The following is an 18,494-nucleotide window of genomic DNA, read 5'->3' on the forward strand; positions in this document are numbered from 1 at the left end:
GTCCCTGATGGTCATAAGCAAATAAAGCCACACGACCATCTGGCTGTGTTTCACTTTGCAATAAACCAGACGCGCTGTATTTACGCGATAAGGTCGTTTTATCTGGCAGTATCGTAAGAATTCGCTGACCCAGCTGGTTATAAGCAAAGGTAGTCTTGTTGCCATCCGGTGTAGTCACAGATTCGAGTTGACCTAATGGCGTATAGGTCAACTTAGTTTGGTTACCTTGTGGATCGATTTCCCGTGTCTTTTGGCCATTTTGATTGTAAACATAGCGACGCAGGTTACCGTTTGGGTCGGTATGTTCGATGAGTTTGCCTTGTTCGTTATGAACAAAGTGCTCTCGGTTGCCTCGTGAATCTATACTCGTCGTTGTGCCTTTTTCAGGACCATATTCGAATTGATAGCAATAGGTGTCGTTGTCGCCCCACTGCTTAATACATTTGGCGTCGTTTGAGTAGCTATCCCATTCGAAATGATGACTAAAACCACTGGCGCGGGTTCGCTTGGTAATGAGGTTCGCTGCGTTATAAGCATAACGTTCTTTTTCGCCCGATTGGTTTATCGCGGCGATCAAGTTGCCCGTATCGTCATACTCGTAGTGAGCTAGAGGTTTTCCTGATGTGACGAATTGATCGCTATCATTCACATGATAAGCCAAAACATCAATCAACAATCCTTGTGCGTTATATTTAAGTAAGCAGCCACGCGCTTTGTTCACTTCAATACGAGCCAAACGCTCTTTAACGTCATAATGAAAACGGGTGCTCTGACCTTTATCATTGATGATTTTTTCAAGCAACCACGCAGATTTTCCAGCTTTGAATGTTAAATGCTGATCATCAGGCGTTATTAATACCTGTTTACCATTGGTTTGATAATGCAATGCCAACTTACTACTTAGTTGATAGCTAGATTGGCCTGGTTTGACTTTTTCAAAACGGTGAGAAGCGCCATGCTCATCGCGGTATTCTAACCAATAGGTTCCCTTTTGTTTTGGGCCAACTTTTGGTGGTGGTAGATAGTGTTCCGTCAAACACGCCATAAAATCATGACGCCAACCATTACCCATCGCCGTTTTGTTATTTGAATGGGAAGATCGATACAAACGACGCCACACTAAAGAGCGACTACCGTTTAAGGTGAAATCGATCAAGGGCAGAATCTCTTCCCCTGTCAACATAGACACAGGGTCTGATCGGCACTCTTGATCTGTTATTGGTGTTTCACTAGAAACATCAGATGAAACACCACCAGTATTAGTCTCAGGCGATTGGGACACTGTCTTTCCCACCGCTTTTTCTGGACCTTTTTTGTTACTTGCTTTAACCGCATCTGCTTTATTATCAGAATATGAGATTTTCATATCCTGCATGTAGAAAGTAACTACCTCTGACATAAATGCGGCCTTTAATGCTGCCGCTGTCAAAGATGGCGCTTGATCCTTAGCTCCCTTCACACCAAGCGCTTGGAGAAATAGAATAACATTAAGATGTGATGAAGGCTCTTTGGAAATTATACGGCTCACTTCGTCTGTTCTGTTATTTGCAGACTCAGACGTGTCCGTCACTACTTGATGATACCCAGAAGGTACTTTACCTCCCTTACCAACAAGATAAATGTGATATCCCTCTCCTTTCAATTCAAGTGAATTACTTTCCATTAGCGTCGCGTTTCCTCATTCTTCCATATGTATACCCCAACAGCTTGATGAACCGACTGCTCTTGAGAAATCATTAATGCATGCTTTTGACTGCTGTAATTGGGATTATTAATAAGAGAATAAAGATTCATCACCCCATTAACTGCTCCTAACTTTCCTAAAGTATAAACAGGAAAAATATATTCGATATTTTTACCAAGATGTGGGGCAAGCAATTGCAGACTATGTAGCCAAATGTCTCCATCTTCATCAATGCCATTTCCAGGAGAAAAAATAGTATCTATATCAACTGAAACATCTTCTATCGCTTTCTTAAAAAGCGCCCCAAACGCATCATGTTGCTCGAAATCAATACTAGCTTCATAGCAAAAAAAGCGCTGCGACCAACCTACACTAGTCAAATCTAATGTAGCAACAACCCCACCAACACCATGGTAACAATATTCTGAGCTGGAGTTTGGTAGATAAACTCCATCGATAGCAATAACATTTGCAGCATCTATGCCTTGCTCTGAGATAAATTGTATAGCGGCATCTATACCACTAGAGCCTAGGAAAAAAACAAATTCAGACTTTGCAGCAAAAAGCTGATAAAAACTTTCAATTACTATCTCTTTTTGCTCACTCTGAAATACCCAAGCAGGCATGAGCCAAATAGTAGGCAAATTAGAATCTTTTAGAGATACAAATAACGATTTGGCCTTCAAGATACAGTCATAAGTAAATGACTGCCATGATTCATCTCCAGAAAACTTTTCTTTCGTTACAAAATCGCCAATCATCAACTCTTCTATAGAAGAGGCATGAGGCAAAGAGACATAATCAACAGATAGTAAAAAGGCTGTCATTCCTATGCAGCTCCAAGCTTTTTCTCAGTGAAGAACAGTGACTGATATCGTTCAAATAGCATCACCAGCAAGACATTTGATACACTGATAGATTGCTTATTGGCGACATCAATCGTCCCTGAAAAAGACAAACCACCCAGCAACCTAAACCCTGCAAATTTCTCTTCGTATTTAGGCCAGTTCAACGCAAACTCTTGCTGAAAACACTCCAAAGAACCTTGATCGCCTAACCAAGCAGAAAGCTGGACATCAAAAGGGACAATGCTATCAAGATCACTCCCTAATATACTTCTAAGCTCTTTAATCAACTTGGATGACACATCAGATTGAGTCAGAATAGAATTTAGCAACGGAGAATGTTTAACCATCCCGCCCCGCATCAATAAGCACAACGTGTCGTCTGTTGACAAAATATCACTAGCAAAATTGCAAACAATATTTAATTGGCTTGGCGTTATCACCATCAAAAACAAAGACATTACTCTTGTTTCTAACAACCCCTCATCTACTAAATCTGTAAAAAAAGCCAACAACTGATCACGTGATAACAATTCTGGCGTTTCCAACCACGGAAACCGCTCATACAAACCAAGCGTTATCGACTCTTCACTAGATAAACTCAACATCTGATAAAGGCATAACTCCTTATCTGTCGCAAGATCACGCAAAAGACAATGGGAGCCAGTTATCTCAATAATATCTTTTGATACAGAACGAAGATCTTTAGAAAAATAAAGGGCATTGATATATTCAGCTTTTCTATCTGCTGCCATTTTACCAATTAGATAAGCAGCCCCCTCAACAAGAATCTCTTTATCGACATCAGACTCCAGCAATACAGAAAGATGATGTAAATCTACATCATCAGTATTGCTCTTATTAATGACGGACAGCCAGCATTCTTCCGTCAGTTGCTTTTTACACTGAGCATAATAACCATATGAAAAAAAAGGATTTAGCCTAGCCTCATTCAGCTTTTTTATCTGACTATAAAAGTCATTAACGAAAACAGATAACAAATCAGCCGCCTAACCAATGAGAACCGTAGGATTACCTACTACAATTTTGCCACTATGCGAAGTCCCGTCACCAAGTCGAGCTGCAGGTTTACCGTTAATAGTCACCGAGCCCGAGCCACCTTTTATACTATCCGGCGGCCCAACACACACAAGCATATCCCCATCCCTTGCCGCTGGAATACCACCAATTAAGACATTCGAAGACCCTGCAGCAATGGGGCCGCCAACATGCGGAACAGTGCCAGTTGTTTTAGGGCACACATGCATACTTCCAATTGTTGCCGCTGGCTTTCCCATGCAACCTCCTTATATAGCAATATGATTTTAATCTACTGATCGTAGAGTGGAATGACTAATAATTTCCCCGATGCAACAAAACAAGCAAGCTCTTCTATTAAAGTATCTAACGTCAAATCAGATATAGACACACTTGAAAAGGTTACATAGAAATATAACTTTGAAATGATATTGGTCTGATTCAATCGAGGATGTAAAGAAGAAAAAAACTGATCGGCAAAGTACCCCCCCCCTACTTTTAAATAAGCAAGGGAGGGACTTAGAAGGGGGTCATTAGGTCTATGAATAGGTAAACAGACAAGGTGAGGAAGCCCATATCGACAATAAGTTATAAGACCTTCCTTCACGCCAGACTTCATAATAATACTAGCTGTGCTATCTATAATTTCCATATCATACACTTCTGCTTAGTTGAGTTTGATGGTTCCTGCCGATAAACTAATCGCGCTACCATTTACTTTCACATTACTGCCTTTGATATTGATATTGCTACCCTCAATAGTTATATCTCCGCTACTAGACAACTTAATTTGTGCAGAGCCAGTTTTAATAACTATTTCATCTCCAGCTTCAATATTTAAGCTTTTACCCACTTTTAAAGTATCATTTTCTCCAATCTCAGAAGTACGATTAACTTTAACTTTAAGGTCTTCATTATTGCCGATCTCAGTCGTTACGTTGTTATCAACCTTGTCATTACGGTCATTTTTGACATAAAGCTGGTGGTCTTTTTCAGCTTGCATATAAACAAGCTCACTGCCTTTTTTATCCTCAAAGCGCAACTCATTAAAATTATCAGCTCCACCTTCTTTAGTAGAACGTGTCTTTATTCCGCTTTGGGTTTTCTGTGCAGGTAGATCATAGGGGGGCATTAGATCTGCATTATATATGGCACCACTAATGATCGGCTGATCCGGATCACCGTTGATAAAATCAACCAAGACCTCTTGACCTACTCGTGGGAAGAAAAAAGCGCCCCACTTCTTTCCTGCCCAGTTTTGAGCAACACGAATCCAACAAGAACTCTGAGAGTCTTTCTTTCCATCTCTATCCCAATCAAACTGGACCTTAACTCTTCCGTATTTATCAACCATGATCTCATCGGCACTATCACCCGTTACTATTGCCGTTTGAACACCGTGAATAGCCGGTTTCTTTTTAATCGCCAGAGGTCGGTAAGGGACATCTTTCGGCACACATTCAAAGTGATTCATGTATACCATATTAGCAGCTGAAATTGATGCGCCAGACTGGTTAGGAACAGAGATGGTAGTCAACATTGAGGTAATAACGAAGCTTTTACCACTCATACGAGGGTCTTCGTGTTCAGCAAAACTAAAAAGCCCGCCCACAAAAAAACTACGGCAATCACTTCTACCGCTACTAAGCTTCATGTCTCTTTGCAACGATTCCAGCTGAAGAGAAGCCAAGCTGGCAGCTCGAACATTACTTTCGTCCTCGCCAGTATACTCAAACACCTCTGTAAAGGACTGCGTCGGTAGCGTTGGTTTCTTTTGTTCACCATCAGGATATCGAGAGGGTTGTTTAAAGTCATAGCCAATTCGTTTAAAAGACCCTGGAGCTAAACTTAAACCACCTTGCCAGGTCGATATATGAGGGGTACTTAAATGCCCTGTTGAGTACGCAACCTCTGACTCATCACATTCAGTATATGCAGTAACATCATCAGAAAGAACAAGCACATGATCACTCTTAGAGTGCTCAAAGAAATAAAATATACCTTCCTGCTGCAACAAACGCTGAATAAAATCAAAATCCGTTTCTTGATACTGAACACAGTATTCATACTTTGGATACGTCTTTGTTGTTTGATCTTTAAAAGTAACGTTATGCTGTGAATATAAATCCGAAAATATATCTTGGATTGTTTTCTTTTGGTATATGCGACTGTTTTTGCGGTTTCGCATTGACGCAGCGTGAGGAACAATCACTGCTTGATAATCAATGTAATTCTTTTTCTCAGTTAAATCAGCAGTTCTTGTCCCTTTCGAAACAAGATCGCTAACTATACCGTGATAATAGCGCTCAGTTTTATTGTCAGTACTTTTCACTAAAATACTAACAGGCTTACCCAACAAATCCTCGTGAGAAACTTGACGGCCTAAAGCATAAACAGAAGCAGAAATGACAAATAAATCCGACATTGCCTCTTGAGCAACAATTCTAGATAAGTAAAGAGCATCCTTACCTAACGGTGTGTTGATCTGTATGACGTTATTTTTTTGTGTTTCGTTTTGCATTCCTTGCCTTACCCATCAAAAAAAATAAATTAAAACAAAAAAGCTCTGAGCATTCGCCCAGAGCCCCTTTATCAAGACAACAAATTACATTTGCTGACCTTTAGCACCGCTATAACCATAAACAAGAGGTGCAGAAATAGCATTCTGATCATCTGTAGGTGTAACAGTCATCATCATTTCAGTATAGCTGATAGTGATTGTTTCGTAAGGACGATCATTTTGAACTGAAACTGAATAGCTAGAAATCATAGCATCAGTCAATTCAATTTTCATAATTTCTTCAACCTTATCACCTTGCTTAGTGATATGAAAAATTGCAGGCTGACCTTTACCGATTGTTGCTTCTTTGAATAGATCTGGAGAAGCTTTATCTTGAAGTTTAGTGATAGTTACATCACCAAGACGAGTCGCGCTTGACTCACGGTCCATTGAAGTACCTGTATGTGAAGAGATTTCACGACTAACGTTCCAATCCATAGAAAGCACTGTAATCATATCTTTGAATGATTCAGCTGTAGCTTCACCTTTAATTGAACCGTATTTTAGATAAGTATTAGCTTGCATTTGATAACGCTCCTTATATTGAATTATTACATCCTACACTGGATGCTCATAGCTTTGGTTTCCCAAATTCCCTTGAAATCATTATCTTTTTAAATTGCAACGAAAGGAGTGTACTTAATTCCCTTCCCTGGTTAAGACAATGTCTCAAAAACGTCCATTAACTAATTAAGACGAGAAGATTATAAGGTTGGGGTTACGAAGAAACAACCCTATATTTCTCACTTTTCGATATTCTTATTTTTTACTAAATCAGAACAACTAACTCACTACCACAGAGAAATCATTATTATCTAAAGATAAAACGACATTACTAATCTCTTTATCCTCAACCATGTTGCTTAGTAACAATTCTGAGAGTAAAGGCAACACCTTGTTTTGTAATAAAGTATGGATATTACGAGCACCAGAGCCTGCATTTTGACAATTAGCGACAATATGATCCAACACACCATCATCATAAGAAAAAGAACAATCGTAATTAGAACGAATTCTATTTTTAATTTTAAGAAGCTGGAAGTTTGCAATTTGAGAAATCACTTCATCACTCAAAGGCACATAAGGTATAACGTTTATACGCCCTAAAAATGCAGGTTTAAAAACAGCTAACAAATCATCCTGTAAGGCACTCTGCAACCCCTTGATACTTGGCAAAGCCTCCTCATCTTCATAAAGTCCCATTGTAGTATCAGTACCTACATTTGACGTCATAATGATAATAGTATTCTTGAAATCTATATCGCGCCCTTCTCCATCCTTGATCATCCCCTTATCAAAAACTTGATAAAAAATATCATGAACCCCAGGGTGAGCCTTCTCCATTTCATCAAGTAATATCACACTATACGGCTTCCTTCTAACCGCCTCAGTTAAGATACCACCTTCACCATAGCCTACATAACCTGGGGGAGAACCAAGCAACAAGGAAACTTTATGCTCCTCTTTAAACTCAGACATATTTATAATAGTTATATTTTCTTCGCTACCATACACTTCTTGAGCCAAGGTTAACGCAGTCTCAGTTTTACCAACCCCGCTAGGTCCAGTAAGCATAAATATACCATTTGGCCTATTCTCATCAGCTAAATGAGCTCTTGAAGTTTGAACAACTTTTGCAATAAGATCAAGCGCATGATCTTGCCCAACAACTCGCTCTTTCATTGTATCTGCAAGCTTTAACACACCAAGAACTTCATCTTGCTGCATTTTTCCAACAGGAATACCGGTCCAATCCGAAATCACCTGCGCAATGACCTCTTCATCAACCTGCCAATGAACCATATTTTGCGCAAAGGACGACAGCTCATTTTTACTCTTTTGCAGAGACTCTAAAACACTAACATCAGGAACATCTTCGCCACTTATTTTATTAAAAGCCTCTGACAACTTTGAAACAATCACTTTTTCTTTTTCAAACTGCTCTTTCAAAGGCACCAAAAGATCCAGAGCCTTAACTGAATCTGCCTGCAGCTCATTAATTTTTTCAGCATGATCGAGACCTGACTTCTCCTCACGTAACAACATACTAATTTGAGAATCAATGTTATAAATTTTATTTTCTAGTTGCTCAATAGAATTAGGTACGGACGCTTGGCTCATTGCGACTCTCGCACAAGCTGTATCCAGCAAGCCAACCGCTTTATCCGGTAATTGCCTACCCACGATATAGCGATGAGAAAGATTAACAGCACTCTCAAGAGCCTGCTCAGAAATAAATACGTTATGATGTTTTTCCATGACAGACACTAAGCCACGAAGCATTGATATAGCCTTTAGAGGATCTGGCTCTTCAACCTTAACAACCTGAAACCGACGAGAGAGGGCAGCGTCTTTCTCAAAATATTTCTTATACTCAGCCCAAGTTGTTGCAGCAATGGTTCTTAACTCCCCTCTTGCCAATGCAGGCTTTAGCAGGTTTGCTGCATCATTTTGACCAGCTTGACCACCACTACCAATCATTGTATGCGCTTCGTCAATAAAAATAACTATTGGTCGAGAAGAGCTTTTCACTTCTGATATTAATGTCTTTAGACGGTTCTCAAACTCACCTTTCATGCCAGCACCAGCCTGCAATAAAGCAAGATCCAAGCTATGAATCCGCACATTTTTTAAGACATCAGGAACAGACTGCTGAGCAATCCTAAGAGCCAACCCCTCTACAACCGCTGTTTTACCTACCCCAGCTTCGCCAGTTAAAATAGGGTTATTTTGCCTACGCCTGGTTAAAATATCGATCATTTGTCTTATTTCAAAATCTCGACCTAAAATTGGATCTATTCGCCCACTTTCAGCTTGTGCAGTCAAATCCACAGTAAATTGATCAAGACTAGGCGTTTTAGATGCTGATGCCAAAGACGACTGCTCAGATGAGCCTGACACAACATTAGACTCTTGGGATTGAGCCATAATTCCAGGCCAAGCGTGTAATAACTGCCCCGGATCTATTTTATTAAACTGCTTACTGCATCTCGTTAATAAACTCGACAGCGCATCATCTTTGATTAACGTGTAAATAACATATGCACTTCTAATTTGAGTATCTGTAAACTCAATACTTGTACTCAACCAAGATTGGCGCAGTAAACTAGTAACATGATGGGAAAGGCTTGGTGATGATTCACTACCAGTCTTAAAAGACTCAAGCGAACGATTCAAATCATTTTTAACGACATCAGCGTCAACATCAAAAGCACTCAAAATCAACCGAACATCATCAAGCTGATTCTCTAACATAGCAATCAGCCAATGTTCTAATTCCACAACAAAATGACTACGACTATTACAAATAGCAACCGCTTTTTCCAAACTCAACTTACACTCAGGGCTAAGTTTCTCGACCAGTTTATTCAATGTCATAGAAGACATATATTCTTCCTTATTAAAGTGAATTATCCTTTACGAGAAAGGTGCAACCTCTTATTAGAGTTCAATCGACTAAAAGCCAGAACACTATTCCCACCAAGAGTTACATCTTTCTTATTCAATCTAGAAATATCAGAATTACTAAAAGCCGATTCAACCAGAATCCTAGCTTGAACACCATTACCCACATAATCCTTAATAATTCTACACACAAATTTATACAATTCAGCATTGGGCAGTAATTTTTTCAGTTGCGCTGCATTATTCGGATATATACAGACCTCAATTAATGTTGAAATATCCCATATCTTGCTACCTAACAAGGCATCAACACCTAGCTTGGAATATTGTCCATCAAACGAAGTACGACTCGATAATCTTGTCTGTTCAGATGACTTTAAGTTCTGCCATTTCCCTTCTAACTGCTTAATTTTTACCTCACACCCTAAATATGAAGTCAAAATATTTTTCAAGTCAGAAGTGTTTTTTATTGCCCTAGAAAAGATTCCTGAGAAAAATAAATTATAGTCTGCAGAACCTCCACCTAATAGTGACAAAATTTTAGTATGACTGTCTTTATAGCCACTCTTAGAAGAAAAATTAAGTGAATGCTTATACTTTTTCCAAGATCGATAGTATAAAGATATTAATCGATGGTTAAACATATCGTAGAAATCACGCATCGCAGTATCTTTATACTTCACACGCTGAAGAACCAACTCACTATAAAACTGAGGCATCACACCTGAAGAACCAGTTAACCCCATAAAAGAAATATCTACTTTCATTTTTTGTAGTACCGAGGGATCGCCAACAGGCTCAATTCTACTGATGGATGCTCCAGGAAAACCGAACTTTTGAGTTGATGAAAACCTAACCAGCTCATTGACTGGATCACAGTCATAACCGACTTTCCTATAAGCCATTTGCTCTCTATCTAATTGCTTCTCAATTAAATAAATCGCTTTATAAAAATCAAACTGTGAAGCGTTTTCGGACAGCAATTTCATCATAATAGTACCCGATCACCAACTCTCGCAGGCCACTGATGATAAACCTGCTCTTGCTCTTTCAACCTCAAAGATACCCTAGTAAAGCTATTAATTGCCGCAAACTGCGCAAAGAAATGCTCGAGAATAGATGCAAAAAAGAATACTCCACTACCTGAGAAGTCATCATTAGCAAAGGTGATTTCAATATCACTTCCACTTGCAAAACACACTCTCCCCTTTTGAACAACTCGCGCAGTAGATGGCTCGATAACCACTTTATATATATTATTAATTAAAGCCTTACTCTGAGGAGATACTTTAAAATCATAAAGTCTCAAAACCTCTTTTAAGCGCTCACAGGCATCAGGACCGGTAAAATAATCAAGGTTCAGATGATTAATTAACTGCCACCTAGTCGCATCACCAAGAACTGGCCTAATTGCATGGGTAGGCATCACCAGGCATCGTATTTTCTTAATAATATCGCCTTTTTCAGGCATCATTAAACCCAGCTCATCATCCCCAAAAGGCAAACTTGCGGGCAAATTACGATTACTGCACTTCGCCCTAATAGTAATAACCGTTTTATCACTATTCTCATCCAAGTGAGAGTTATCAAATGATGCATCAACCAACGAAAAAAATGTCTCTGTACCTGCTTCAACATATCCCCCCGCCCACATTGCGGTCTCTCTCCTGATATGCCAAAACAAATCATTACTACCTTGATATTTAGGATGTGTTTGCCCATAAAAAGGAGAAACAACCTGCCTATTTCCTTTAGCATCAAATACAATCACCTCATCGACACTAACAACTTCCGATATCTCTGCATCCATGTACCTAGGGGCGAGCTTATATTCATACTCACTGAGTTGTGGTCGAATAGGCTCAATTTCTTGTTCAAAAAGGTTAACGATTGGAGTACATCCCAACAAAAAGCTAGAACTATCAATTTGCTTTTCTAGTTCAGATGAATCTGTATCCATATAAAAATATATACTTGTAGCGCCTGATTTTTTAGGAAGCATTGATCTAATATTTTTCAACTCAAAGAATCTAAACTTCTCGGGAAAAACAAAATTCTCAACAAGCAATCTAAATCCTGAGGAAGAGCGATGCGAGTAAGGAACAACAACCTCATTCTCACCAAAACCAACAGCTTGGAGGTGCTCCTTAGATACGTAACGAATACCTTCCTCACCATTATCAAATGCTACGCCAATGCAGTTCTTAAATAATAATTCATATATTTTCAATCCATGATGCCACTGCCCGCCAATATAAAACCTTAAGTTATTCAAGTCGGTTTCATATAAAGAAACACCGTCGTATTCACACATAACATCAAGCTGAAAAATTGATTTGGCAGGCTTCTCCCACTTTGCCTTTGGAGCAGAAAATGGTGCGTTCTCAAATTTTGCGAGTTTAATTTCAACAGGCCAAAGATTCGTTTCAAAGCAAGTCTTAAACTTACACTGCTTCATGCCTTCAGCATTAGATTCCACCTCTGTTCCAACTGGTATAACAACACCTGTAGTTGAGAGGTTCTCCGCTTCAAGCTTAATAATAGACATTGAAGGTATTGGCGCCTGATAATCAGGAAACATTTGACCAAGTAGCGCATCAGTCAATTCTGGAAAACTATCTTCAAGCTTCTGTCTTATATTAGCTGTCAAAAAAGCAAAAGATTCAACCAGACGAGAAACATGAGGATCCTCAACAGTATCACCACTTAGTTTTAATCTACCGGCAACTTTAGGATACTTCTCGGAAAACTCACTCCCCATTTTTCGTATAAAGGAGAGCTCTCTGTTATAGTATTTTAATAGCTCATCATTCATAAGGAGGCCTCAATAATTTTCATCCCTAAATTTATAGGCTCAACCTCTGAGTTAAAACTAATAAACTCAGGCTCAGGGTCGGCATAAAGCAAAGCATTGATTCGTAAGTTTAACACTCGGTTGAGAGGTAGATCTTCATCAGTGAACACCTCTACCTCGATAAATCTAGGCTCAAATTTCTCAATTGTTTTTTTGACAATATCACACAGCAGATCACGACCCTCACTCGAACTCACAGACATACTCGAAAAATCAGGTAACCCATAAGATAAAATAGAGGTGGATAATTCTTCATACTGATCAGGCCAAGTATGCCACTGAATCCTCGCATTAAGTAATGCTTCAATATCACGACGAATATTTCGCCTTAAATCTGAAATACTTATTCCTTCTGATCGAGATGGAGACTCTTGAACTGAAGGATCATCATCAATCAAACGGTCTAAAACCGAAGCTTGGAGCTGCTGCTTACTCTCAATCATGATTAATCAACAGACAATTCTTTGTTTTTAGAAATACTTAAATCAGATATTAGACTTGCTTCTTCATTAATAAAGAGCATCTTCATCCCCCTCCCTACAACCACGTTTTCAGATAACTCATCCCACTCTGTAATCTGCCCTAATTTCTCAACATCATTTCCAGATTGAGCATAAACCAAAGGTAAATGGGCCGTTCCTGATGGGCCATCTTTTATACCCATCTCAACCCTAAGCCAGATATTCTCAAGAAGAGAATCAACAGGCTCCACCTTAAGTGATTCAATTTCACTAAAACGAGCCAAGTAAAACTCTCCATTAGTCCCCAAAACCTCTAGATAAGGATTAAGAATATCATCCAAATCACGAACCATACTCTGAGGGTTATCGTCACTAAATGATGCCGCACGTAAAACTTCAAGTTTAGAACTCATATCAATAAGTAAATCCGAGTCACCTTCCAACTTTGCAAGGTGCATCTCGAGAAACAGAGTATCTAACTCATCGGCCTCATGAAAAAGCTTCGGCGCACTTTTCCCACTATAAAAGTCCTGTCGAGACTGCTCTGCACGAATGAGATGCCTTAAATTAATAGCTCCAACTGCAAATTCTGGATTCTTCTTCACCATAAAATCAAGTTGCTTATCCGCACGGTCAAGGTCACCATCAATACACAGTAGCTCAGCATAAGCACTTCTAATATCAAAGTTAAGAGGCTCATCTTTTAGCAAAGATGTACAGTATTCCATCGCCTCAGACAATTTACCGCCTTTAATGAATTCATATATTTTTTTCATACATTATTCCTTAATATGATGATGTGGACTTAACTCTGTAACAAGCTGAATACTCGACACCATTTGATCTAATTGAAAATGAGGCTGAAGCTGAAGAAGAGAAAAGAAGTGACCTGGACTTGACTTACTCTCACTCACCTTTACCTTAGCATTACTAAGAGGGTATTTACTTCTGACATGCTCAGATGCTGAATCTGATGCTGTCGTATAGTTATTTATCCAAGCTTGTAAATCTCGCTCACACGCCTGCGCAGTGGCATATGAACCAATACGGTCACGAGCAAGGACCTTCAGATAATGAGCAAACCTAGACACGCAAAGAATATACTGAAGCATCGACGACAATCGAGCGTTAACATTAGCCATGTTTGCACCATAGTTTTTCGCCAATTGAGTAGAAGCGTTACTATAAAAAACAAGGTGCTCAGTATTTGTAACAGAAGATATAGGTATAAAACCCAGCTCAGACAACTCCTTCTCAAGCTTAGCAGTAACAATCAAGTCTACTGGTGGCTTCCCTTCTTTTTGGTAAGAATCATTTTTAAAAAAGTCTTTAGCAATCCCCGTCACCATTCCCTTCGACATTTCACCGGGATCCAATCCCCTTATATGACCAAACCAACCACTAGAGCAATACGCCCTAATAAGAGTTGAAACAAAAGGAAAAGCAGCATTCCCCCATAACATATCTTTATCTGAGTTATGGATACGCTCTGTAAAATAAAAGCTTTCGGAACGCTTACCATTATTTAAGTATGGCGCTCTAACAAGAACTCTAGGTAGGGTTAAACCAACAAAGCGAGATTCCTCCATATTTCTGAAGCTTCTCCAGTTGGTATACTCTGGCTGCTCGAACTGGGAAAATAAATCGTATGCATGACCTAATTCGGAAAAAGCATCAACCCCAAATAAGCTCGAATCACTAGAACAAACAAAAGGAGAAAATGCTGCGGCTGCGACCTTCGAAATTTCTTTTAGTGTGGCAATATCATTATATAAAGAACCATTTGAATGAGAGTTAGAAATCTCATAATCCCCAATAACAACACCAAAAGGCTCGCCTCCTGGGTGATCAAATTCGTTTTGGTACACTAAACTAAAAAAAGCACTCTGATCAAAATCAATAGCCTTATTCACATCTCTAGACAATGTCATCCAACTACAATTCAAAAGCTTAATTTTAACTTTTTTTTCATTATCCATTTGCTCGCTTTGAGATAAAAGCCAAAAAAGACTACGCCAACTAGATTCAAGCTTTTTGAATTTATCCTCATGGATTATTTTATTAATTTGTTCACACAACTTGGCATCTATATCCGTTATTACCTGCTGGATATACAAAGTAATAGAATCGTTCGTCCAATTTATGGGAGCGTCTGAAGAGCTTTCAAGCCAAAGAAAAAGAGCTTTATACAGGTCTTTCTCATTCAAAAAACGATCCAATAAGGAGTCGCTCTCACTTATTTTATACTCAGCTTTTCTTTCAAAAGCTGAGCTTTGACTTATAAACGAAAACTCTTCAACACTCATTTACAGCATCATCCTTAATATTAGCGCTTATATCAGTGCCGCCAACTAACCCACTTCAGGTATTTTAGCAACTAAGCGCAAGGAGGATGTCAGTTCTTCCATTTGCAACCAAGGCTTAAGCCACGCAACAGCATTATACGCCCCAGGCTGACCCGGGATTTCCTTAACGCGAACTTTAGCATCAGCTAATGGATAACGAGCACGAATATCTTGTCCACCGCCTTCTGTAGCATTGACATAAGACAAGATCCAGCGATTTAACCAAGCCTCAACATCTTCAGCTTCCATAAAGCTACCAATTTTATCTCGCGCCATCACTTTTAGATAATGCGCAAAGCGAGATGTAGCCATTAAATATGGAAGTCTTGCTGAAATAGCCGCATTCGCGGTCGCATCAGGAGTGTCGTACACTTTTGGTTTTTGACAGCTCTGACCACCAAAGAAGACAGCATAATCTGTATTTTTATAATGACATAAAGGCAAAAAACCTAATTTACTAAGCTCAGCTTCTCGACGATCCGTTATGCCAATTTCAGTTGGACATTTCAAGTCAGGATCACCATCATCACTGGTAAATATATGAGTAGGTAAACCTTCCACTTTACCGCCACCTTCGGCGCCTCGTATAGCAGTACAAAAACCATACTGCGAGAATGCCTTAGCCATATTTGTCGCCATAGCATAAGCAGCATTACTCCAGCAGTAATCATGGTTCGCAGTATTTACCGAACGACCTGCTTGAGGCTCAATTTCAAATTCTTCAAAGTTAAACTCTTCAACTGGCTTTGAAGCTGCTCCATACGGTAGACGAGACAAGAATCTAGGCATAGTCAGCGTCACAAAGCGGGAATCATCACTTTCTCTGAATGAACGCCACTTTGTATACTCTAAAGATTCAAATACTTTTTCAAGGTCACGAGGCTTAGCAAGCTCTTCCCAGTTATCAAAACCAAATAAAGAAGGAGAGGAAGCTGAAACAAACGGACAAAAACCAGCAGCTGCAACATTAGACATTAAACCAAGTGTTTCAACATCTTCAGGGTGATTTGTGAATTCATAATCACCCACAATTGTTCCATATGGCTCGCCGCCTGGAGTACCAAATTCAGACTCATAAATTTTCTTAAAGGTTTGACTTTGATCAAATTCAACAGCCTTACTTAAGTCTTTGTGCAACTCTTTTTTCTTCATATTCAACACACGAATCTTAAGCGTTGAACTGGTCTCAGAGTTCATAACTAAATGATGAAGCCCTCTCCAAGAACCTTCTAACTTCTGGAACTCATCCGTATGCATAATGACGCTAAGCTGCTTTGATATTTTACTATCGATCAAATCAATAGCTTCATTAAAAGTAACCGTCATGTTTTTATTCCACTGAACAGTACCTTTTAAGGCTTCCTCTGCCAGCGTTTTCAAAAGCTCTTCAGCTCTACCAGACTCTGTTTGTTTAGTTGCACCAATAGCTTGCTCTAGAAGAGAGACACTTTGCTCCGCTACCGTTTCATTACTATTTAAAGCTTCTTCCGTGCTCATTTTTCCGTCCCCTCAATACTTAAGTCCTTTGCCATTGATTCAAGGCTTGCGGTATTACTCAAGACCTCTTCCAAGACATTTTCCAACTCTTCCGAGCGATCTATCTTAGTCATAAGATCTCGTAGCTTGTTACGAGTTTCCATAAGTTTGCGTAGTGGTTCAACCTGATTAACAACTGCCGCAGGCTCAAAATCACTTATCGTGCTAAAGTTTAATTCAACGGCAAACTGACTATCGTCATCAGTCAACACATTGTCAACTTTCATTGAAAGACTTGGGCTCATACGCTTCAAAACATCATCGAAGCTATCGCGATCAATCTGAATAAATCGTCTATCTTTCAATGGTTTCAAGGCATCAACATTATCACCAGAAAAATCACCCATTACGCCAACAACAAAAGGAAGCTCTTTTTTTACTAAAGCTCCCTCAGTTTCTACATCATAAGTAATATGAACACGAGGCTTTCGAACCCTCTTTATCTTGTCATGAACACTCATTGGAACTCCTTTTACTATGTTTCAGTTTCGCTAACTTTGATACCAGACAGTTTAAAATATCCTGATCTAGCATCCTTGTCTGTAATTAATTCATCTAACAACTCAGGAAGAGACAACTTACTCCAGCGTATCACCTGCTCGATCGTATACGACATCGGTGAATGCGGCTCCGTTTCTCTAAAATAAACAGCTATTTCGGATAGTTTTTTTATTGCACTATCCCGTGAATCAATTTTCCCATTATCAGAACGCTGTCCTGATGTTACTAATTTATCTACTTGCTCTTCTTCAGGTAGCAGCTCAGGTTCCGATGACGCAACATTTTCCGCTGCCTGCTCCAACTTATTTTTCCCAATATGCTCAATTGCAGCCGCACTCAAGTCCAATGCTCGTTTTATATTAGAGGTTGGCTGTGGACTACCTGTCACTTTATCCATAACATCACTAAGAATGGAAAAGCTATAAATTGCTCTTTCTATATCAGCTTTTAAATTGACAAAAAACTCAACACTGCTCTCGTTAGCGCTTTTCTCAACATCTTCATAATTCACAGCACCTTGAGCTATCTTTTTTTCACGCTTATCTTCAGGCATTCTTGATATATCGTAAGCCTGTTGATACTCCCAAAAAGTAAAGGGGCCATGACTAACACCATCGGTTAAAGGAATGCTTTTTATTGGCATAATCAGAGCACCCTCTTGGGCTATACCATTAAGACCTACCAAAGCAGACACCTTATCCGACAGCTCTTCACCATCCTCCAGTGCAGGAAAAATCTCTAAAAAATGATTTTCAATGAGCGTATGGGCAATATCAAAACCCAAAGCAAGCCCTTTAAAGCCTTCTAGCCGACACAGGGCCTCAATGAGCCAAGCAACATACTCAATATCTTTACTTTCATTTTTTATGGCATTTTTACACTGTTCAAAAAGAGGCAACCATTCACGAGTCAACAGAGAAAGACCTTCATCATCAACTAGAGCATTCCGTTCGGCAGCTCTTAGCTGATTCCTTAAATCTTTTAATGTGTAATAAGTGGAATTAGGAGAAATATCAGAGCGAGGATCAATACCTGCAAACTGCTCTTCTGTGATAGGAGAAACGAATTCTTCTAGTGTAAACATTCCATCGTCCTGCTCTAGTAGCATTAAATTATTGATGCCTATTTTACTAGCCCCTGACGCTCTTTACAAGGCAAGTAAGATCAAAGCAATATCACAAAATATTAAAGCAGCATAACTGCTTAATATACGTTTTTTTACAGTCTAAAAAACATAACAAATTACATCAAAAATCAATAGAATT

The 18,494-nt window shown here is 39.2% G+C and carries 16 protein-coding genes; all 16 read right to left on the reverse strand.

Annotated elements, in window-relative coordinates; all coding sequences use genetic code 11:
* The coding region (locus CYL31_RS12085; RefSeq protein WP_212915491.1) for a DUF6531 domain-containing protein at positions 1-1,663 on the reverse strand (1,663 nt) is incomplete at its 3' end.
* Positions 1,663-2,511, reverse strand: coding sequence for a hypothetical protein (locus CYL31_RS12090; RefSeq protein WP_212915492.1), 849 nt, complete (start codon positions 2,509-2,511; stop codon positions 1,663-1,665). The genes CYL31_RS12090 and CYL31_RS12085, both read right to left, overlap by 1 nt.
* A 2-nt stretch (positions 2,512-2,513) precedes the next feature.
* Positions 2,514-3,530, reverse strand: coding sequence for a hypothetical protein (locus CYL31_RS12095; RefSeq protein WP_212915493.1), 1,017 nt, complete (start codon positions 3,528-3,530; stop codon positions 2,514-2,516).
* 9 nt (positions 3,531-3,539) lie between these two features.
* Entirely contained in the window at positions 3,540-3,827 is a 288-nt protein-coding gene (locus tag CYL31_RS12100; protein ID WP_212915494.1) for a PAAR domain-containing protein, read from the reverse strand.
* Between the two features lie 32 nt (positions 3,828-3,859).
* Positions 3,860-4,219, reverse strand: coding sequence for a hypothetical protein (locus CYL31_RS12105; RefSeq protein ID WP_212915495.1), 360 nt, complete (start codon positions 4,217-4,219; stop codon positions 3,860-3,862).
* A gap of 15 nt (positions 4,220-4,234) precedes the next feature.
* Positions 4,235-6,088 (reverse strand): type VI secretion system tip protein TssI/VgrG, encoded by a 1,854-nt coding sequence (gene tssI, locus CYL31_RS12110; protein ID WP_212915496.1) that lies wholly within the window; start codon positions 6,086-6,088, stop codon positions 4,235-4,237.
* A gap of 84 nt (positions 6,089-6,172) precedes the next feature.
* A complete protein-coding gene (locus CYL31_RS12115; RefSeq protein WP_212915497.1) occupies positions 6,173-6,652 on the reverse strand; it encodes an Hcp family type VI secretion system effector in 480 nt (159 codons plus the stop codon).
* Positions 6,653-6,910: 258 nt separating this feature from the next.
* Positions 6,911-9,514, reverse strand: coding sequence for a type VI secretion system ATPase TssH (tssH, locus tag CYL31_RS12120; RefSeq protein WP_212915498.1), 2,604 nt, complete (start codon positions 9,512-9,514; stop codon positions 6,911-6,913).
* A gap of 23 nt (positions 9,515-9,537) precedes the next feature.
* A complete protein-coding gene (gene tssG, locus CYL31_RS12125; protein WP_212915499.1) occupies positions 9,538-10,524 on the reverse strand; it encodes a type VI secretion system baseplate subunit TssG in 987 nt (328 codons plus the stop codon).
* The gene (gene tssF, locus CYL31_RS12130) at positions 10,521-12,347 is read right to left on the reverse strand and encodes a type VI secretion system baseplate subunit TssF (protein ID WP_212915500.1); all 1,827 of its coding nucleotides are present in this window, start codon (positions 12,345-12,347) and stop codon (positions 10,521-10,523) included. Before tssF ends, tssG begins: the two co-directional genes overlap by 4 nt.
* The gene (gene tssE, locus CYL31_RS12135) at positions 12,344-12,829 is read right to left on the reverse strand and encodes a type VI secretion system baseplate subunit TssE (RefSeq protein ID WP_212915501.1); all 486 of its coding nucleotides are present in this window, start codon (positions 12,827-12,829) and stop codon (positions 12,344-12,346) included. The genes tssF and tssE overlap by 4 nt, the downstream gene beginning before the upstream one ends.
* A gap of 2 nt (positions 12,830-12,831) precedes the next feature.
* On the reverse strand, positions 12,832-13,623 hold the full coding sequence (locus CYL31_RS12140; protein WP_212915502.1) for a type VI secretion system accessory protein TagJ: 792 nt from the start codon (positions 13,621-13,623) through the stop codon (positions 12,832-12,834).
* Positions 13,624-13,626: 3 nt separating this feature from the next.
* Positions 13,627-15,153 (reverse strand): type VI secretion system contractile sheath large subunit, encoded by a 1,527-nt coding sequence (gene tssC, locus CYL31_RS12145; RefSeq protein WP_212915503.1) that lies wholly within the window; start codon positions 15,151-15,153, stop codon positions 13,627-13,629.
* Between the two features lie 45 nt (positions 15,154-15,198).
* A complete protein-coding gene (tssC, locus tag CYL31_RS12150) occupies positions 15,199-16,689 on the reverse strand; it encodes a type VI secretion system contractile sheath large subunit (RefSeq protein WP_212915504.1) in 1,491 nt (496 codons plus the stop codon).
* Positions 16,686-17,189, reverse strand: a complete 504-nt coding sequence (tssB, locus tag CYL31_RS12155) for a type VI secretion system contractile sheath small subunit (RefSeq protein WP_212915505.1) — start codon at positions 17,187-17,189, stop codon at positions 16,686-16,688. Before tssB ends, tssC (CYL31_RS12150) begins: the two co-directional genes overlap by 4 nt.
* Positions 17,190-17,203: 14 nt before the next feature.
* Positions 17,204-18,313: a type VI secretion system protein TssA gene (gene tssA / locus CYL31_RS12160; protein ID WP_212915506.1), complete on the reverse strand. Its 1,110-nt coding sequence runs from the start codon at positions 18,311-18,313 to the stop codon at positions 17,204-17,206.
* Between the last annotated feature and the right edge of the window lie 181 nt (positions 18,314-18,494).

The organism is Marinomonas sp. A3A (assembly GCF_018336955.1).
Classification (GTDB): Bacteria; Pseudomonadota; Gammaproteobacteria; order Pseudomonadales; family Marinomonadaceae; genus Marinomonas; species Marinomonas lutimaris.